Raw genomic sequence first — 18,228 nt, forward strand, 5'->3', positions numbered from 1 at the left:
GCGGTCTCCCTCCGGGGGCGCCCCCGCAGGGGCACCCGCATCCACACCGCCGTATATTCACCGGTATCAGGCGATACCGGCCAAACCCCCGGAGGGCCCCGTGGAGATCCTCGCGTTCGGTGTGCAGGCCGACGAGAAGCCTCTGCTCGAGAGGGCCTTCGCGGGGCACCACGACATCCGCTGTCTCGACGTCTTCCTCAACGAGGACACGGCTCCCATCGCCGTCGGCCACGAGATCGTCTGCACCAGCGTCAACTGCGAGCTCGGCTCAGGCGTCCTGCAGACCCTCGCGGTCGGCGGGACGCAGATGGTCGCCCAGCGCTCCACCGGCTTCAACAACGTCGACCTTCCGGTCGCCGAACGCCTCGGCATGACGGTCGACCGGGTCTCGTACTACTCGCCGTACTCCGTCGCCGAGTTCGCCTGGACCCTCGGCATGGCCGTCAACCGGCGCATCGTCCGCGCCGACAACCGCACCCGTGACTTCGACTTCCGCCTCGACGGCCTGATGGGCCGCGACCTGCACGGGCGCACCGCCGGTGTGCTCGGCACCGGCAAGATCGGCGAGGCGTTCACCCGGATCGCCCACGGCTTCGGCATGCGGCTCCTCGGCTGGGACATGGCCGAGAACCCGGCCTGTGTGGCCCTCGGTATGAAGTACGTCGCCAAGGGCGAGCTGCTCGCCCAGTCCGATCTGATCAGCCTGCATGTTCCGCTGATGCCGGAGACCACCCACCTCATCGATGCGGCCGCCCTGCATACCATGAAGGACGACGCCATCCTCGTGAACTCCAGCCGCGGCGGCCTCATCGACACCCGGGCGCTCGTCGGCGAGCTGCGCGCGGGCCGCTTCACCGGCGTCGGCCTCGACGTGTACGAAGCCGAGGCGGGCCTGTTCTTCCTCGACAAGTCCCTGGAGCCCGTCGAGGACGACACCCTGGCCCGCCTCGTCACCTTCCCGAACGTCCTGGTCACGTCCCACCAGGCGTACTACACCGAGGACGCCGTCACGCAGATCGTCGACGCCACGGTGCGCAACGTCCTCGACTACACGGCCGGGCGCCGCTCCGAGAATGTGCTCGTGCCCACGGCGGCCAGCTGACCGAGCAGCTCCCGTACGACGGCGGCGCCGCCCACCGACAGCACCGACTCCGGGTGGAACTGGACGCCCGCGAACCCCGGCCCGCGCAACGCGTGCACCTCCCCGCTGTCGCTGCGGCTGACCTCGACACCGTGCGCGGCCAGCTCGGCCGCCGCCTCGTCGTCGCAGCGCGCCACGAAGCTGTTGTAGAAGCCGACGGTCTCCTGCCGCCCGAAGAGGTCGATCTCGGTCTGCGCGCCCTGGTACGGAACCTCCTTGCGCACGATCTCCAGGCCCAGCTCGGCCGCGATCAGCTCATGGCCGAGGCACACGCCCAGCACCCCGTGCCGGTGCCCCCGGACGACCTCCGCCGTCAGCTCCCGCAGGAACCGCATCTTGGGGTCGGTCACGTCCGAGGGGTCGCCCGGTCCCGGCCCGAGGACCACCGGGCCCTCGTGCGCGAGCACCGCCTCCCGCAGGCCCGGCTCGTCGTACCGGCGTACGGTCACCTCGAACCCCGACGACTTGAGGACGTGCGCGAGCATCGCCGTGAACGTGTCCTCGCCGTCGACCACGAAGGCGTGCCCCGTGAGGTCCGAGGCCCGCTCCTGCATCCGCAGCCAGAACGGCGCGAGCCGGCCCCGCCGCCCGTCGAGCGCCGCCTGCACCCGCGGGTCGTCCGCCAGCCCCGGCCGTGCCTGTTCCTCACGCGGCCGCGCCGGACGCACTCCGAGCGCCGCCAGCACCCCGGCCGCCTTGGCGTGTGTCTCCGCGACCTCGCCCGCCGGGTCCGAGCCGCGCACGAGGGTGGCGCCGACCGGCACCCGCAGCCGTCCGTCGGCGTCGATGTCGGCCGTGCGGATGAGGATGGGGGAGTCGAGGCTCTGCTCGCCGCCGGCGTCCCGTCCGATCAGCGCGAGCGCGCCCGCGTAGTAGCCGCGGCCACCGGCCTCGTGGCGCTCGATCACACGGCAGGCGTTCTGCACGGGCGAGCCGGTGACGGTCGCCGCGAACATGGTCTCCTTCAGCACCTCGCGCACGTCGAGCGTGGACCTGCCGCGCAACTCGTACTCCGTGTGCGCGAGGTGGGCCATCTCCTTCAGGCGCGGCCCGACGACGACACCGCCCATGTCACCGACCGTGCACATCATCTTGAGCTCCTCGTCGACGACCATCGACAGCTCCTCGGTCTCCTTGCCGTCGGCGAGGAAGGCGAGCAGGCCCTCGGGCGTCGGGCCGCCGGCGGGGTAGCAGTACGTCCCGCTGATCGGGTTCATCACGACGGTCCCTCCGGACATCCGCACGTGCACCTCGGGGCTGGCGCCCACCAGGGTGCGCCCACCCGTCTCCCACCCCCGCCCTTCCGAGGAAGCCCCTTGGGGCTCTTGTCCATTTCCCGTGCACACCACGAAGGTCCAGTACGCGCCCCGCTCGCCGACCAGCAGTCGCCTGAACAGGGCGAGGGCGTCGGCCCGGCCGAATCCGGGGATGCGACCCTCGTACGTCCGCCGGATCACGAAGTTCGCGCCCTCACCCTGCCCGATCTCCTCGCGCAGCACCCGGCCGACGATCCCCGCGTACTCCTCGTCGGCGACGTCGAAGCCGCCGTCCTCGACCCGGACGTCGTGCCCCGGGAGCTGGGCCAGGGCCTGGTCGAGGGGAAGCTCGTACGACTCCTCGGGCGTCAGGGCCAGCAGCGGCGTGCCGTCGTCGCGGACGTCGAAGCCTCGCTCGCGGATCTGGCGGTACGGCACGAGTGCCAGGCCCTCGTCGGGGAGGTCGGCGAGACGTTCGTAGCCGCCGATTCGACCGATCAGCACCTCGACGGTGTCGTGGTCACGCCCGGGTGCGCGGCGGCGCAGCAGGGCGAACGGGCGGACATCGTGCAGGAGTTGTGTGAGCTCCATGGTTCCTCGTCTGTCTGTCAGAGGGAGGAACGACCCTGGTCGCACAAACGCCGAAGGCCGCCCCTCGGGCGGCCTTCGCGAAGTCGTGGGTACGCGCAGTCAGTGGGCCGCCGGAGAAGCGGTCCACCACCAGTTCTGGTGCTGGGTCGAGTGCGCGAACATGCGGCGAACCTTACACCACCCCCACCGATGTGGCTCAAGTTCCTCTTGACGCGTACATGACCTCACCTCGAGTCTTGAGGTCCAACGGGCGGAGGGGGACACATGAAGCGTTTGCGGTCATCCATGGTCAGGGCGGTCGTCCTGGCCCTGTGCTTATCGGGACTCCAGCCGGCGATCGCGCGGGCCGCCACGGAACGGAGCGTGTCCCCGGCGGACGCCGAGAAGTCGGTGACCTCCATCGGCCGCACCGAGGTCCAGGCCGGCGCCGCCTTCGACACCAGACCCACCGACACCCGGGGCAGACCCCTGGCCGGTGCCCGGCCCGCCAAGGTGACCTGGCCCTCGCCCGGCGAGGCGACCGTCGCCGTCGGTGCCGACCCGGTGCGCGCGGCCGGCACCGCTGTCTCGGTGACCGCGTCCCGCACCAGGTCCGCCGCTGCGGACAAGGTCGACGTACGGGCCTACGGGAACACCGAGGCGCGCCGACTCGGCGGCCACGCAACCGCGTTCACTCTGAAGGGCGCCGACTCCACCGACCGCGTCGGTGTGCGCGTCGACACCTCCGGCTTCCGCGAGGCCTATGGCGCCGACTTCGAGTCCCGGCTGCGGCTGATCGCCAAACCCGCCTGCGCCCTGACCACGCCCCGGGCGGCGAAGTGCACCACCAGCACGCCGGTGAGGAGCCGCATCGACCTCACCGCCCACACCCTCTCCGCCGACGTGGCCACCGACCCCGGCACGGTCTTCGTGGTCGCCGCCGCCCCGAGCGGCGAGGCCGGTTCCGCCACCGCGACCACGCTCTCCTCCTCCAGCAAGTGGCAGGTCGGCCTGAGCTCCGGCGACTTCTCCTGGTCACTGCCGCTGCCGCAGGCCCCCGCGATCGCGGGCGACGCTCCCGACATCAGCCTCGGCTACTCCTCACAGGCCGTCGACGGCATGGTCGCCGCCGAGAACAACCAGCCGTCCTGGGTCGGCCAGGGCTGGGACCTCGCACTGCCGTACATCGAGCGCCGCTACAACGGATGCGCCGACGACGGCGGCGACACCGGCGACCTGTGCTGGGCCGGAGACGAGTACCGCATCTCCCTCCAGGGCACCTCGTCCTCGCTGGTCAAGGACACGGCGGCGGGTGGCGACACCTGGCGCGCCCAGGAGGACCCGGGCTGGCGGGTCCAGCGGAAGACGGGCGCCGACAACGGCGACAACGACGGCGAGTACTGGCTCGTGACCACGCCCCAGGGCACCCAGTACTCCTTCGGCCGGGGCAAGCAGGCCACCACGGGCACGGCCACGGACTCCGTCTACACCGTCCCGGTCTTCGGCGACGACGAGGACGAGCCCTGCCACAAGGGCAGCGTCGAGGACTCGTACTGCACCCAGGCCTGGCGCTGGAACCTCGACGGTGTCGTCGACGCGCACGGCAACTCCAACACCTACTTCTACGAGCGGGAGTCCAACCGCTACGCGCGCAACGGCGACCCGGCCAAGTCGACGTCGTACGTCCGCGGCGGCCATCTCAAGGACATCGTCTATTCGCAGCGCTCCGGCGCCGAGAACCAGCAGGCCCCGGCCCGGCTGCACTTCACCACGGGCCTGCGCTGCGTGGAGGCGGCCGACGGCTCCGGTGACTGCCCGGCCTTCGACGCCGACCACGCCTCCTCCTACCCCGACGCGCCGCTGGACTCGCTGTGCGCGAGCGGCGACTGCACGGGCGAGGAGCAGAAGTCTCCGACGTTCTTCACCGACACGCTGCTGCGCAGCGTCACCGCCCAGCGCTCGAACGGTGACGGCGGCTGGAGCGACATCGACCGGCTCGACTTCACCTACGACTACCCCAAGCCGTCGGACGGCACCAGCGCCATGCTGTGGCTGACCAAGGTCCAGCAGACGGGGCTGGCCGGCTCCGGTGAACTGAAGCTGCCCGCTGTCGAGTTCACCGGAAAGGAGTTTCCCAACCGGGCGGACGCCGATCCGGCGGCGGGCGCCCCGGAGATGCGCAAGCTGCGGATCACCTCGTTCGTCGACGAACTGGGCCGCCGGGTCGACGTGACGTACGGACAGCCCCACCCTTGCCCGGTCGACGACCTGCCCGAGGGCCGTTACGACTCCAACTCGCAGGACTGCTTCCCGGGTTGGCGCACCAACGGCACGGACTCCGGCTTCGGTGTCTGGCATAAGTACCTCACCACCAAGGTCACCGTGCGCGACAGCGGCGGCGGCTCACCCCCGCAGACGACCGAGTACCGCTACCGCGGCACACCGGCCTGGCACCACGACGACGACCCGGTCACCAAGGCCGAGCGCCGCTCCTGGAGCGACTGGCGCGGCTACGGCAGCGTGGACGTCGCGAAGATGACCGACCCCGAGTACCGGGGCGAGGCCACGAGCCGCGCCGCCCAGATCACCCGCACCCTGCACTTCCGCGGTATGGACGGCGATCTCAAGTCCGACGGCTCCCACAAGTCCGTCGAGGTCACCGACTCCCAGGGCACCTCCCTGAAGGACCTTCCGTATCTGCGGGGCAAGGAGCGGGAGAGCGTCCAGTTCCAGGTGAGCGCCGACGGCGAGGCCACGTACGAGCTCGGCGGCACGCTGCACGGCTACACCTCCGCACACACCACCCCGGTCAAGGAAGGCGAGAGCGACCCGGACGGCGACGCACACCTGGTCGTCGAGAACAGCTCCGAGAACCGCCAGACCGTCATCGCGGACAACGGCGACCGCTCCCGCCGCACCACCAGTCTGAAAACCGACCACGACACCTACGGCCAGGTCACCTCGGTGCTCGACTCGGCCGGCTCCGACGTCCGTTGCACCAGGACGTCGTACGACCGCTCCGCCGGCACCCTCGACGCCTGGATGCTCGCCTTCCCTTACCGGGTGCGCAGCTACAGCGGCACGTGCGACGACCCGAAGTCGCTGGTCAACGGCAAGGACCAGTACTACGACGGCGCGAGTGCCCTGGGTGAGGCGGTCACGAAGGGGGACGTCACCCGGGCCGTCGCGGCCGTGACCGCGAGCGGGCCGGACACCGTCTCCGACACGGTCACGACGAGCGCCACCTTCGACGCCTACGGCCGCACGCTCACGGAGACCGACGGCAACGGCAACACGGCCAGGACGGCCTACGAACCGGCCGTGGGACGGCCGGCGACGATCACCGAGACCGACGCGCTCGGCCACGCCGAGGTCACCACCCTCGACCCCGACCGCCAGCAGCCGCTGACCGTGAAGGACGCCAACGGCCGGACCACCGTCAACGGCTACGACCAGCTCGGCCGGCTCACCTCGGTGCACGAGCCGGACCAGACCGCGGACGACCCACCCGCACAGACGTTCGCCTACGTACTCGACCCGGAGCACCGCAAGCCGCCCCTGGTGACCACGCGCAGGCTCCAGTCCGGCGACCTGTACGTCACCGGCTGGCAGTACCTCGATGCGCTGGGCCGCGACCGGCAGACCCAGGAACTGTCGCCAGCCGCCACCGACGACAGCCCGAAGACCGTGGTCACCGACCAGCGGTACGACGACCTCGGCAACCCCGCCGTCTCGTCGTTGCCCGTGGTGACCGACGGCGCCCCGGGCACCGCCCTGGTCTCCGTGCCCGCCGACCGGGCGGACGAGACCCGCAACAGTTTCGACGCCCTCGGCCGGGTCGTCCGTGCCGCGCAGTTCGGCGGCGGCAAGGAGCTGTGGGCGACCACGTACACCTACTACGGCGACCGGACCCGCATCGTGCCCCCGAGGGGCGGAGTCACCAAGACCAGCACCACCGACGCCCGCGGCCGCCAGACCGCCCTCCAGGAGGGCACCGGCACCGACGCCGTGACCACCACCTACACCTACACGCCGGCCGACCAGGTGGCCTCCAGCACCGATCCCGCGGGCCACAGGTCGTCCTACGAGTACGACTTGCTGAACCGCAGGACCGCCGCCCAGGACGCCGACTCCGGCCGCTCGCGGGCCCGCTACGACGGCAACGGCAACACCGTCGCCACCTGGGACGCGAAGCACATCGACTCCGCTGCCCCGGCGGTCTCCACCGACTTCGACGCCCTGAACCGTCCGGTCACCCGCTGGGCCGGCGCCTCCGGCAGCGGCGAGAAGACCGCGTCCTGGACGTACGACGACCCCGACGTGCCGAACTCCATCGGGCGCAACACCGCCCAGACCACCTACCAGGACGGCAAGAAATACACGATCGCAGCCGGCGGATTCGATCCGCGAGGCCGGGTCACCGGGCGCACCTGGAGCTTCCCGGCGGGTCTCGGTGGCTCCCTGCACGACCAGAAGTTCACCGTCCGCTACGGCTACGACGCCGCCGATCACGTGGTGAGCAAGGAGTACCCGGACGCGGCCATCGGCACCCCCGCAGAGACGGTGAGCACCGGCTACGACCGGCTCGGCAACCCCGTCACCCTCGACGGCACCGTCACCGACCCGCTCACCGGCAAGGAGATCCGGACGGGCTACGTCAGCGCCACCGGCTATGCCGCCGACGGCAAGCTCGCCAGCCGCGACTACGCCAATCCCCACCTGACGCTGCGCCGCGCCTATGCCTATGAGGACGGCACCCAGCGGCTGTCCCGCATCCAGACCCTCGTCCAAAAGCCGCTCTCCGACGACCTGGAGGCCCGGCAGGACGACACCTACGCCTGGGACGACGCGGGCAACCTCACCTCCGTCACCGACACCTCCCTGCACGAGCCCGTAGCCGGCTGCTTCACGTACGACGCGCTGAACCGGCTCGACCACGCCTGGACGACCGAGCGCACCGACTGCTCCGACGCCGACTCCACCACCACGCACGAGGGGCCGGCCGGATACAACCAGTCCTGGACCTACAGCCCGGACGGCAACATCACCTCCCAGCGCGGTCTTCTGGGCACGACCACCTATGAGTACGACGACCCGGACCACCCGCACGCCGTCACCGAGGCGGGCCACGACCGCTTCACGTACGACGCCGACGGCGCGCTCAGCAAGAAGGTCCAGGGCCTCCTGCCCACCACGTACGACTGGGACGCGCAGCAGCGGCTGGAGAAGGTCACCGCCAAGCTGGTCGAGCACACCCGCTTCGTCCACGCGCCCGACGGCACCCGGCTCGCCCGCATCGACCCGCTGGGCGTGGCCACTCTCTACATCGACGGCCAGGAGATCACCGTCGCGCTGGGGATCGCCAAGGGCACCCGCTACTACAACGTCGAGTCCACGACCGTCGCCGTCCGGCTGCCGAGCGGCGTGCTGAAGTGGCAGCTGAACGACACCCAGGGCTCGGCGCAGATCGCCGTTCCGGCCGGCACGAACCTCGTCGAGCGCACGTACTACAACCCGTTCGGCGAGATCCGGGCCGGCTCGGCCCTTCCGCCGACGGACCACGGCTGGCTCGACAAGACCAGGGACCCCACGACCGGCCTCAACGAACTGGGCGCCCGCTACTACGACGCCGACCTCGGCCGGTTCATCTCCACCGACCCGGCCGTCGACAACTCCTCGGCGCAGGCGGCCAACCCGTACTCCTACGGCGCCAACAACCCGATCCTGTACGTCGACCCGACCGGCCTGTGGTCGCTGTCCGGGGCGTGGAACGCGGTCAAGGAAGGCGCCTCGGCGGCCTGGGACTGGGCCAAGGAGAACAAGGGCCTCATCGCGGATGTCGCCGTCGGCATCGGCGTCGGCATCGCGGTCGGCGCGCTGTGCTCCACCGGCGTGGGCTGCCTGGTGGTGGCCGGTGTCGCGGCGGGCGCGGCCGGTGCGGCCGCCGGGTACGGCGTCGACGTCGCCGAGGGCAAGACCGACTTCTCCTGGGGCGGTCTCGGCATGCGGGTCGGCATCGGCGCGGCGGCCGGTGCGCTCGGCGGCGTCCTCGGCAAGGGCGTGAGCGCGGTCGCCTCCCGCGCGGTCGACGCTGTCGCGGCCACCTCGGTCGGCAAGGCCGTCTCGACCGCGACCAGCAAGGCGGCCTCGGCCCTCACCGGCGCCGCGGCCAAGTCGGGCCGGGCGGTGTCCAACGCGCTCCGGGCCGGCGGCAGCAAGGTCGCCGCCGCCGCGAAGGTGGTGAAGGACACCGTCGGACGGGCTCCGCGCCCGGCCACCCGGCAGCCCATGGGCGGCGGCGGGCGCGTCCTCTCCGACGGCGAGGGCGCGACCGCCAAGGAGATCGCCCTGTCCACCGGGCCGACGGTCCCGGGATCCAGAGCCGGTCAGGATGCCGTACGCCGACAACTGCTCGCCGAGGCCGACGAGGCGGGCGGTGTCTACACCTGCTGGCGCTGCGGACAGACCACCCGGAATCCTGACAACGTCCAGGTGGGGCACCGCAACGTGCCCACGTCCGAGGGCGGTAACCTCTCGCGCTACAACGCCTGTCTCGAGGGCGCTGCCTGCAACAGCAGCGCACAGAACCGCGGCAGGCCAAGTCCGGGCATGTCGTGCTACGAGCGAGGGAGTTGCGGTGCCGGGTTCGGCAGAACCGACTAGCCCGACCAGTGGGGACACCGTGCGGCTGCTGGTCGCGACCGGCCCGTCCGGCCGCCCCGTCAGCGAGGACGTGCCCGCCCGTGAGCTGGGGGCCGGCCGCTGGCGGCTCCTCGGCTCGCCGGGCCTGGCGCGGGGCGCGGCGGCCGGTGACGTCCTCGTCGTTGCCGGTGACGGTTCTTTCACCGTCATCGGCCGGGGCGGGAACGTGGCGGTCCAGGTCAGCGGCCCGGCCGGGGCCGAGGAGCGGCTCGGCGAACTGACCGAGCGGGTCAAGGCACTGGGCGGGTGGCTCGACAGCCGCAGCGCAACCCGGGACGATCGGCACACCTTCTGCGTGTACACGGTCCCGGCGACGGCGGGCTTCCCGGCCATCGAGGGGGCCTTCCACGCCTACGCGGCGGCCGTGCCCGAGGGCCAGTGGACCTACGCCAACGTCTTCGCGGACGACGGCGAACCGCTCAACTGGTGGCTCGAGGACTGAACGTCACCCGGCCGCCTGCGCGAGTGAAGCGCGGGCGGCCTCCGCCACGTCCTCGCGTGGCCCCCGGGCGCATTTCTTGAGGTAGGACCGCGCGCGGCGGCCCGGCCAGCGGGCCGCCGCAACGGCCGGCCAGTAGCGCAGGTGGTGCTCCCGGGGAGTGCGCTCGACGAAGTCGAGGATCGCGTTCCGCACCGGCTCCTCCGGTACGAGCCCCAGGCGGGCCACGCCGCGCAGCGCCCCGTCGGCGAGCATCTCGGGCCCTTGCTCCAGGCACCACAGCGCGGCCTGCGCCGGATCGCCCGCGAGCCGGACGACGGACTCGCCGATGGCGACATACACCATCGTCGCGGCGAAGGGCCGCCCGGCGAGCTCACGCAGGAACGGCAACGCCTCATGATGGCGGCACAGGCCGAGGGCCAGCGCCATCTCGTACTGCGTCTCCCAGGTACGGGCGTCCGCGATCTCGGCGCGCAGCGCGTCGAGGAGAGCGGGGCCCGCGGCGGTGTCACCGGTCTGCCCCAGCCGTTTCGCGGCGGCGCGGCGCCGCGGGGAGCGGCGGTCGGAGAGCTGTTCGAGCAGCGCGTCGGTGTCCGTTCCCATGTCCGCAGAGCGTATCCGTCGTCTCACTTGCTGAGCGCGGGGCGGGAGTCATGACATCACCCCGTAATGTTGACGTCGTGACCGTGAACGCTAAGACCAGCGCGAGCGCTGGCGACACCTGGCGAGACCTGCCCGCGGCGCAGCAGCCCGAGTACCCCGACCCCGAGGCTCTGCGCGCAGTGATCGCGGACCTCGAGTCGTATCCGCCGCTCGTCTTCGCGGGCGAGTGCGACCAGCTGCGTGCCCGGATGGGAGCCGTCGCCAGGGGCGAGGCGTTCCTGCTCCAGGGAGGCGACTGCGCCGAGGCCTTCGACGCCGTCTCCGCCGATCACATCCGCAACAAGCTCAAGACCCTGCTCCAGATGGGCGCCGTGCTCACGTACGCCGCCTCCGTGCCGGTCGTGAAGGTCGGCCGGATCGCCGGCCAGTACTCCAAGCCGCGCTCCAAGCCGATCGAGACCCGCGACGGTGTGACGCTCCCGACCTACCGGGGTGACTCCGTCAACGGCTTCGACTTCACCGAGGAGGCCCGGGTCCCGGACCCGGAGCGCCTGAAGCGGATGTACAACGCGTCCGCCTCGACGCTCAACCTCGTGCGCGCCTTCACCACCGGCGGCTACGCCGACCTGCGCCAGGTGCACGCCTGGAACCAGGACTTCGTGAAGTCGTCGCCGTCCGGTCAGCGCTACGAGCAGCTGGCGCGGGAGATCGACAACGCGCTGAACTTCATGCACGCCTGCGGGGCGGACCCGGAGGAGTTCAAGACCGTCGAGTTCTACGCCTCGCACGAGGCGCTGCTGCTCGACTACGAGTCGGCCCTGACCCGGGTCGACTCGCGCACCGGACAGCTGTACGACGTCTCCGGACACATGGTGTGGATCGGTGAGCGCACCCGGCAGCTGGACGGCGCGCACATCGAGTTCGCCTCCAGGATCCGCAACCCGATCGGCATCAAGCTCGGTCCGACGACCACGGCCGAGGAGGCGCTGCAGTACATCGACCGCCTCGACCCGGAGCGTGAGCCCGGCCGGCTGACCTTCATCGTCCGTATGGGCGCCGACAAGATCCGCGACCGGCTCCCCGAGCTGGTCGAGAAGGTCACCGCGTCGGGTGCGGTGGTGGCCTGGGTGACCGACCCGATGCACGGCAACACCTTCGAGGCGGCCTCCGGCCACAAGACGCGCCGCTTCGACGACGTACTCGACGAGGTCAAGGGCTTCTTCGAGGTCCACAAGGCGCTGGGCACGCACCCGGGTGGCATCCACGTGGAGCTGACCGGTGACGACGTCACCGAGTGCGTGGGCGGCGGCGACGAGATCTTCGTCGACGATCTGCACCAGCGCTACGAGACGGCGTGCGACCCGCGTCTGAACCGCAGCCAGTCCCTCGACCTGGCGTTCCTTGTCGCGGAGATGTACCGGGACCAGTAGCCGCCGCGGCTGTCACGGAGAGACGAACTGGGGCGTGGATCACATACGATCCACGCCCCCTCTCACTTTTGCGGGTCCTGTGCAACAGGTAAGGTTAGGTTTGCCTCACCGATCAGTCGGGATGGCACGACCCATGGATTCCGCCGGGAGGTGAACCGCGTGTATGTCTGCAGTTGCTTCGGCATCACCGAGCAGCAGGTGAAGCGGCACGCGGAGAACGGCGCCTGTACTCCCCGGCAGATAGCGTCGGCCTGCAAGGCGGGCACGGACTGCGGCTCGTGCGTCCGGCGGATCCAGGCGCTGCTGGGTCGAGGCGCCTGCCCTCGCCGTGAGCTCGCCGACCAGGGGAAGCCGGTGCTCGCCGACGTGGGTGGCCTGGAAGGTCTGGAAGAAGCGGCCTAGCTCTCCGGCTGTTCGACGACCTGTGCGATGTAGAGGGCCTCGCCGAGCTTCTCCACGAGTTCCAGCTGGGTGTCCAGATAGTCGATGTGATGCTCCTCGTCCTCGAGGATCGACTCGAAGATGTTCGCGGACGTGATGTCGCCCTTCTCCCGCATGACCTCGATGCCCCGCTTGAGCCGGTCGATCGCCTCGACCTCGATCTGCCGGTCGGCCTCGAACATCTCCTTCACGGTCTGCCCCACCCGCACATGGAAGAGCCGCTGGTAGTTCGGCAGACCCTCCAGGAAGATGATCCGGTCGGTGAGCACCTCCGCGTGCTTCATCTCGTCGAACGACTCGTGCCGCGTGTACTTGGCGAGCTTGTACCAGCCGAAGTTCTCCTGCATCTTCGCGTGCAGGAAGTACTGGTTGATCGCGGTCAGCTCGCCGGTGAGCTGCTCGTTGAGGAATTCGATGACCTCCGGGTCGCCCTGCATCGCGCGGGCTCCTTCCAAGCGGGGGACTGGCCGGTTGCGCCGCATGATTGCACCGGCATGGAGGGGCGTCCAGTAAGTTCACACTTAGTACGAGTTGCCCGATTCAGGCGCTGGCTGGTCATGTGCACCCTCCGCGGTCTGTCAGGATGGAGTCATGGGTCATCCGGTGGAGCGCGAATCTGGAGAAGCAGCACGGTCCGAGCTTCCGCCGGGACAGCGACTGCAGCGGGGCTGGCCGGTCACGCACTACGGTCCGGTACCCAAGTTCCGGCCCGAGCGCTGGGAATTCAGGGTCTTCGGCGCCACCGCGGACGGCGAGAAGCACTGCTGGAACCACGGGGAGTTCACGTCCCTGCCGTACGCGACCGTCGTGGCCGATCTGCACTGCGTCACGAAGTTCAGCATGCTCGGGGCGGAATGGGGCGGTATCCCGGCCCGTACGATCCTGGAGATCGCCCCGCCCGCGCCCACGGTCACCCATGTCATGGTCTGGGCGGAGTACGGATTCAGCTCGAACCTGCGTCTCACCGACTTCGCCTCGGACCGCACCATCTTCGCCACCCACAAGGGCGGCGAGCTGCTCACCGCGGAACACGGCTTCCCGCTGCGCCTGATCGTCCCGCATCTCTACGCCTGGAAGGGTCCCAAGTGGGTCCGCGGCGTGGAGTACATGACCGCCGACCGCCGCGGCTTCTGGGAGGAGCGCGGCTACCACAACATCGGCGACCCGTGGAAGGAACAGCGCTACTCGTACCAGGAGGAGCCCGGGGACGGCCCCGAGCTCTGACTCCCGGTGAACGTGCGGGTCGGCGTGCCCGTCAGTGGTGGTACCGGTGCACCACCGCGTGGCCCTTGCCGCGGCCGATCATCCACTTGTTGACGGGCGTGGTGAGGACGAAGGCGAGGACGAGCGATACCGCGAGCGAGCCCCAGAACAGCGCGTCGTCCAGGTGCGCGTCCATCGCGGACGGCCACAGCGCGATCACGCCGTTGTCGATCAGCTCCATCACGGCGATGGAGAGGGTGTCCGCGGCGAGGGCCACGCGGACGGCGGTCCGGAAGTCCACGCCCGCCCTGAGGACGCCGCGCAGGGTGAGCGAGTAGCCGAAGAAGAAGGCGAGCGCGATCGCCAGGACCATGGTCGGCCAGTTGCCCCATCCGAACGCGGTGCCGAGCACCATGCCGAGCACCTCGCCGATGGCGCACCCGGTGAGGCAGTGGAGGGTGGCCTGGGCTGCCATCGACCAGGTCACCTGGCCGATGCCATGGCCGTGCCCCTGGTCGGCGTGCTCGTGGTGGGCGTGCTCTGTGTGCGATGCGTGGTCGGTGTGCGCCTCGTGCTGCATGGCCGGCCCCCAAATGTCAGGCAGCGGTTCCTGTCACCAGACAGAACCATATACCCCCAGGGGGTATTTCTCCAGGGTCAGCCGTCCCGCAGTTTCTTCAGGCGCTCCACGTCCGCCGCGTGCCCTTCCTTGCCGCCCGGCGTCTCGATGATCAGGGGGACGCCCTCGGTGGCCGGGTGGGTCATCAGCGCGCGGAACGGGTCCTCGCCTATGTGGCCGGAGCCGATGTTCGCGTGCCGGTCCCTGTGGGCGCCGACCACGTCCTTCGAATCGTTCGCGTGGATCAGCTTGAGCCGCCCCTCGCCGACGGTGTCCACCAGGAGGTCCAGCGTCTGATGCATTCCGCTCGGCCCGGTCAGGTCGTGCCCGGCGGCGAAGACATGGCAGGTGTCGAGACAGACGCCCAGCTTGGGATGCGCGTCGAGCGCCTCGAAGTACGGCCCGAACTCCCAGGTGCGCGAGCACAGGGAGGCCCCCTGGCCCGCGGTCGACTCCAGCAGAAGGAAGGGGTCGTCGTCGTGCGTCAACTCGTCCAGCAGGGGCAGTATGTGCGCGCGCACCTGCTTCAACGCGACGGTCCGGTCCCGGCCGCCGGTGGCGCTGCCGGTGTGCACCACTACGCCCAGCGCCCCGATCGCACGGGCCCTGCGCAACGAGTGCCGCAAGGACTCCACGGACCTCTCGACGGTCGCCTCGGTGTGCGAGCCGAAATTGATCAGATACGGCGCGTGGACGTATGCCGGGATCGACTCGGCGGCACAGGCGGCCCGGAACTCCTCGTCCTGCCGTGGACTGCCGATGGGCGTCGCCCAGCCGCGCGGATTGGCGACGAAGACCTGCACGGTCTCGGCCTTGAGAGCACGTGCGTAGGTCAGCCCGACCGAGTTCAGGCCGCCGGCCACGGGGACGTGGCCGCCGATGGGGTTGCGGGAGACACCGGAGGTGCCGAGGGTGCCATGGGACTGCTGGGTTGTCACCCTTCAAGGGTGTCATGTGCACCCGGGCGCCCCTCCGGGCGGTCTTCGGGGCGTGCCCGTCAGCGGATCCGGATGGTGATCGTCGACCCCTTCGGCGCCTTGTGGCCGCCCTTCACCGACTGGTTCTTGACCGTGTCGCCGAACAGGCCCAGCAGGCCGCGGTCCTCCTCGACCTGGAAGCCCGCGTCCTCCAGGGTCTTCTTCGCGTCGTCGACGTTGTCGCCGACCACGTCCGGCACCTCGACCATCTCGCGGCCCTTGGAGATCGTCAGCGTGACCGTGTCGCCCTGGCCGACCTCCTTGCCCGCGCCCGGCGACTGCTGCGCCACCTGTCCGGCGTCGAACTCGGACGTGACCTGGGTGTCGGCGATCTTCACCTGCAGGCCCGCGTCCTGCAGCTCCGCCGTGGCGTCGTCGACGGAGGAGCCCGTGACCTCGGGGACCTCCACCGGGCTGCCCTTGCTCACGGTGAGCGCGATCGCCGAGCCGCTGTGCCGCTCGGTGCCGGCCTCCGGGTCCGTGCCCATCACGAAACCTTTGGGCACGTCCTCGCTGAACTCGCGCGTGACCATGCCCGCGACCAGGCCGTCCTTCGTCAGCAGCGCCTGCGCCTTGTCCAGCCGGTAGCCCTTCAGGTCGGGGACCTCGACCGTCTCGGGGCCGTCCGAGAGGGTCAGCGTCACCGAGTCGTTGGAACGGATCCGGGCGCCCGTCGCCGGGTCGCTGCTGATCACTGTGCCGCGCTTGACCGTGTCGCTGTAGGCGTGCTTGACCTGCTTGACCTCGAGCCCGGCCTGCTTGAGCTGCTCCCGGGCCTGAGCCTCGGTCTTCGCGAGCAGCGGGGGGACCTTGGTGAACTGGCCGGAGTTGATGTACCAGACGCCGGCGCCTATGCCGAACACCACCAGCACGGCGATGACGAGTGCGAGCAGCCCCTGCCGGGGGCGCCGGGAGCGCCCGGCGGGCTCCGGCGGCGCCATCTCCAGCCGGCTCGTGCGGTTGAGCACCACCTCGTCGTCCTCATGGACGGGGTTGACCGGGAGCAGACGCGGGATCACGCTCGTACGGTCCTCGGCGTTGTCGTGCGCCTGGGCGATGGCCCGCGGCGGTACCACGTCGAGTTGCTCGGCGGTGAGCGCGCTGCGCGCCTCGAGGACCTGGCCGAGCAGTGCCACCGCGTCCTGAGGGCGCAGCTCGGGATTGCGGGCGGTCGCCGTCGCGACCAGCTCGTCGAGCTCGAACGGCAGCCCCGGCACGGCGGCCGACGGAGGCGGCACGTCCTCGTTCAGGTGCTGGTAGAGCACCTGGGCGGGGGAGTCGCCGTGATGCGGCTTGAGGCCGGTGAGCGTCTCGTAGAGGACGACCCCGCACGCGTACACGTCGACCCGCGGGTCGGCCGTGCCCTGCTCGATCTGCTCCGGCGCGAGATAGGAGACCGTGCCGAGGACGGCGCCCGTCGTGTTCGTGACGGTGTCCACGGCCCGGACGAGACCGAAGTCGGCCACCTTGACCCGGCCGTCGTCCCCTATGAGGACGTTCTCCGGCTTCATGTCGCGGTGCACGAACCCGGCACGGTGTGCGGCGCCCAGGGCGGCCAGCACCGGCTCCAGGATGTCGAGGGCGGCGCGCGGTTGCAGCGCCCCGCGCTCGCGCAGCACGTCGCGCAGGGTGCACCCGGCGACGTACTCCATCGCGAGGTAGACGTACGACCCGTCGGTGCCCTGGTCGAAGACCTGTACGACGTTGGGATGGGCGAGGCGCGCGACCGACTTGGCCTCGCGGATGAAGCGCTCGACGAACGAACCGTCGGCGGCCAGCGCCGGGTGCATCACCTTGAGCGCGAGTACGCGGTCGAGGCGGGTGTCCACGGCCCGGTAGACCGTGGCCATCCCGCCGACCGCGATGCGCGCGTCGACGCGGTAGCGGCCGTCGAGCACCTGCCCGACGAGGGGGTCCTGAAGGGTCGTGTCCACGCAGGTGAGTCTACGAGGGCACGCCGTCGGACCCGGCCCTTCCGGTGATACCGGGGCCCGACTGCAGCGGACCTGTGACGCACGCCGCACCCGCCCGCGGGCGCGCAGGGTGGCCTCAGAAGGCGGGCCGTTCCGGGTCCAGCCGAGCCATGCCCTCCGTGGGGGACGAGGCCTCCGCGAAGTGCCGGCGGGGGATACGGCCCGAACGCCGCGCGAGCCGGCCCGCCTCGACCGCGTGCCGCATCGCCTCCGCCATCAGCACCGGCTCCTGCGCCCGGGTCACCGCCGAGGCGAGCATGACACCCGCGCACCCCAGTTCCATGGCGAGCGCCACGTCCGACGCCGTACCCGCGCCCGCGTCCAGAATGACCGGCACGCGCGCGTGCTCCACGATCAGCTGGAAGTTGTGCGGGTTGCGGATGCCGAGCCCGGAGCCGATCGGGGAGCCGAGCGGCATGATCGCGGCGCAGCCGACGTCCTCCAGCTTCCGGGCGACGACGGGGTCGTCGTTCGTGTACGGCAGCACCGTGAAACCGTCGTCGACCAGTGTCTCGGCCGCGTCCAGCAGCTCGATCGGGTCGGGCAGCAGGGTCCGCTCGTCGGCGATGACCTCCAGCTTGACGAGGTCCGTGCCGAGAGCCTCGCGCGCGAGGCGGGCGGTGAGCACCGCCTCGCCCGCCGTGAAGCAGCCCGCGGTGTTGGGCAGCACCCGGATGCCCAGCTTGTCGAGCACGGACAGGACCGATCCGTGCACCGAGGCGTCCACACGCCGCATCGCGACCGTCGTCAGCTCCGTGCCGGACGCCACCAGCGCCCGCTCCAGCACATCGAGGCTGGGCGCGCCGCCGGTGCCCATGATCAGCCGGGACGAGAAGGTCGTACCACCGAGGACGAAGGGATCGTCGGCCATGGG

The 18,228-nt window shown here is 70.7% G+C and carries 14 protein-coding genes; 6 read left to right on the plus strand and 8 right to left on the minus strand.

The annotated features are described in order from the left end of the window. The first annotated feature begins 100 nt into the window (after positions 1–100). Positions 101–1,102, plus strand: coding sequence for a 2-hydroxyacid dehydrogenase (locus ACZ3TS_RS02815; RefSeq protein WP_467613154.1), 1,002 nt, complete (start codon positions 101–103; stop codon positions 1,100–1,102). Here ACZ3TS_RS02815 and ACZ3TS_RS02820 read toward each other — a convergent pair. Both ACZ3TS_RS02820 and ACZ3TS_RS02825 read right to left on the minus strand, forming a co-directional pair. After that, on the minus strand, positions 1,048–2,988 hold the full coding sequence (locus tag ACZ3TS_RS02820; protein ID WP_467613157.1) for an anthranilate synthase family protein: 1,941 nt from the start codon (positions 2,986–2,988) through the stop codon (positions 1,048–1,050). The genes ACZ3TS_RS02815 and ACZ3TS_RS02820 overlap by 55 nt on opposite strands. A 99-nt stretch (positions 2,989–3,087) precedes the next feature. Continuing rightward, a complete protein-coding gene (locus tag ACZ3TS_RS02825) occupies positions 3,088–3,150 on the minus strand; it encodes a trp operon leader peptide (RefSeq protein WP_467613373.1) in 63 nt (20 codons plus the stop codon). Positions 3,151–3,252: 102 nt separating this feature from the next. Between ACZ3TS_RS02825 and ACZ3TS_RS02830 the strand changes: the two genes are divergently transcribed. Then, complete coding sequence (locus tag ACZ3TS_RS02830) at positions 3,253–9,630, plus strand: RHS repeat-associated core domain-containing protein (protein ID WP_467613159.1); 6,378 nt, start codon at positions 3,253–3,255, stop codon at positions 9,628–9,630. Between the two features lie 19 nt (positions 9,631–9,649). Next, positions 9,650–10,111 carry a DUF4265 domain-containing protein gene (locus tag ACZ3TS_RS02835; RefSeq protein WP_467613162.1) on the plus strand — a complete coding sequence of 154 codons (462 nt, stop codon included), beginning with the start codon at positions 9,650–9,652 and terminating at the stop codon, positions 10,109–10,111. A 3-nt stretch (positions 10,112–10,114) separates the two neighbouring features. On the opposite strand, the gene ACZ3TS_RS02840 is transcribed toward ACZ3TS_RS02835, so the two are convergent. Beyond that, entirely contained in the window at positions 10,115–10,711 is a 597-nt protein-coding gene (locus tag ACZ3TS_RS02840) for a HEAT repeat domain-containing protein (protein WP_467613165.1), read from the minus strand. Positions 10,712–10,788: 77 nt separating this feature from the next. On the opposite strand from ACZ3TS_RS02840, the gene ACZ3TS_RS02845 reads away from it, so the two are divergent. After that, positions 10,789–12,141, plus strand: a complete 1,353-nt coding sequence (locus tag ACZ3TS_RS02845) for a class II 3-deoxy-7-phosphoheptulonate synthase (RefSeq protein ID WP_467613169.1) — start codon at positions 10,789–10,791, stop codon at positions 12,139–12,141. Between the two features lie 150 nt (positions 12,142–12,291). Continuing rightward, positions 12,292–12,543 carry a (2Fe-2S)-binding protein gene (locus tag ACZ3TS_RS02850; RefSeq protein ID WP_467613172.1) on the plus strand — a complete coding sequence of 84 codons (252 nt, stop codon included), beginning with the start codon at positions 12,292–12,294 and terminating at the stop codon, positions 12,541–12,543. Here ACZ3TS_RS02850 and bfr read toward each other — a convergent pair. Continuing rightward, positions 12,540–13,019, minus strand: a complete 480-nt coding sequence (bfr, locus tag ACZ3TS_RS02855; RefSeq protein WP_467613175.1) for a bacterioferritin — start codon at positions 13,017–13,019, stop codon at positions 12,540–12,542. The two genes, ACZ3TS_RS02850 and bfr, sit on opposite strands and share 4 nt — an antisense overlap. Positions 13,020–13,173: 154 nt before the next feature. Here bfr and ACZ3TS_RS02860 point away from each other — a divergent pair, with 154 nt between their 5' ends. Continuing rightward, the gene (locus tag ACZ3TS_RS02860; protein ID WP_467613178.1) at positions 13,174–13,806 is read left to right on the plus strand and encodes a sulfite oxidase-like oxidoreductase; all 633 of its coding nucleotides are present in this window, start codon (positions 13,174–13,176) and stop codon (positions 13,804–13,806) included. Between the two features lie 31 nt (positions 13,807–13,837). Here ACZ3TS_RS02860 and ACZ3TS_RS02865 read toward each other — a convergent pair whose 3' ends face one another. The 4 genes from ACZ3TS_RS02865 to ACZ3TS_RS02880 all read right to left on the minus strand — a co-directional run bounded on the left by ACZ3TS_RS02865 (position 13,838) and on the right by ACZ3TS_RS02880 (position 18,225). Next, positions 13,838–14,365, minus strand: coding sequence for a DUF4396 domain-containing protein (locus tag ACZ3TS_RS02865; RefSeq protein WP_467613181.1), 528 nt, complete (start codon positions 14,363–14,365; stop codon positions 13,838–13,840). Positions 14,366–14,442: 77 nt separating this feature from the next. Beyond that, a complete protein-coding gene (locus ACZ3TS_RS02870; RefSeq protein WP_467613184.1) occupies positions 14,443–15,342 on the minus strand; it encodes a deoxyribonuclease IV in 900 nt (299 codons plus the stop codon). Between the two features lie 59 nt (positions 15,343–15,401). Beyond that, positions 15,402–17,315, minus strand: coding sequence for a Stk1 family PASTA domain-containing Ser/Thr kinase (pknB, locus tag ACZ3TS_RS02875; RefSeq protein ID WP_467613187.1), 1,914 nt, complete (start codon positions 17,313–17,315; stop codon positions 15,402–15,404). Between the two features lie 115 nt (positions 17,316–17,430). After that, the gene (locus tag ACZ3TS_RS02880; RefSeq protein WP_467613190.1) at positions 17,431–18,225 is read right to left on the minus strand and encodes a thiazole synthase; all 795 of its coding nucleotides are present in this window, start codon (positions 18,223–18,225) and stop codon (positions 17,431–17,433) included. Positions 18,226–18,228 lie beyond the last annotated feature (3 nt).

The sequence above is a fragment of the Streptomyces sp. NPDC022910 genome (assembly GCF_055561075.1).

Excerpts from the sequence above, each read along its gene's own strand:
- ACZ3TS_RS02860 (WP_467613178.1), top strand. The coding sequence starts at position 13,174 with ATGGGTCATCCGGTGGAGCGCGAATCTGGAGAAGCAGCACGGTCCGAG.
- ACZ3TS_RS02820 (WP_467613157.1), bottom strand. The coding sequence starts at position 2,988 with ATGGAGCTCACACAACTCCTGCACGATGTCCGCCCGTTCGCCCTGCTG.
- ACZ3TS_RS02830 (WP_467613159.1), top strand. The coding sequence starts at position 3,253 with ATGAAGCGTTTGCGGTCATCCATGGTCAGGGCGGTCGTCCTGGCCCTG.
- bfr (WP_467613175.1), bottom strand. The coding sequence starts at position 13,019 with ATGCAGGGCGACCCGGAGGTCATCGAATTCCTCAACGAGCAGCTCACC.
- ACZ3TS_RS02865 (WP_467613181.1), bottom strand. The coding sequence starts at position 14,365 with ATGCAGCACGAGGCGCACACCGACCACGCATCGCACACAGAGCACGCC.
- ACZ3TS_RS02840 (WP_467613165.1), bottom strand. The coding sequence starts at position 10,711 with ATGGGAACGGACACCGACGCGCTGCTCGAACAGCTCTCCGACCGCCGC.
- ACZ3TS_RS02880 (WP_467613190.1), bottom strand. The coding sequence starts at position 18,225 with ATGGCCGACGATCCCTTCGTCCTCGGTGGTACGACCTTCTCGTCCCGG.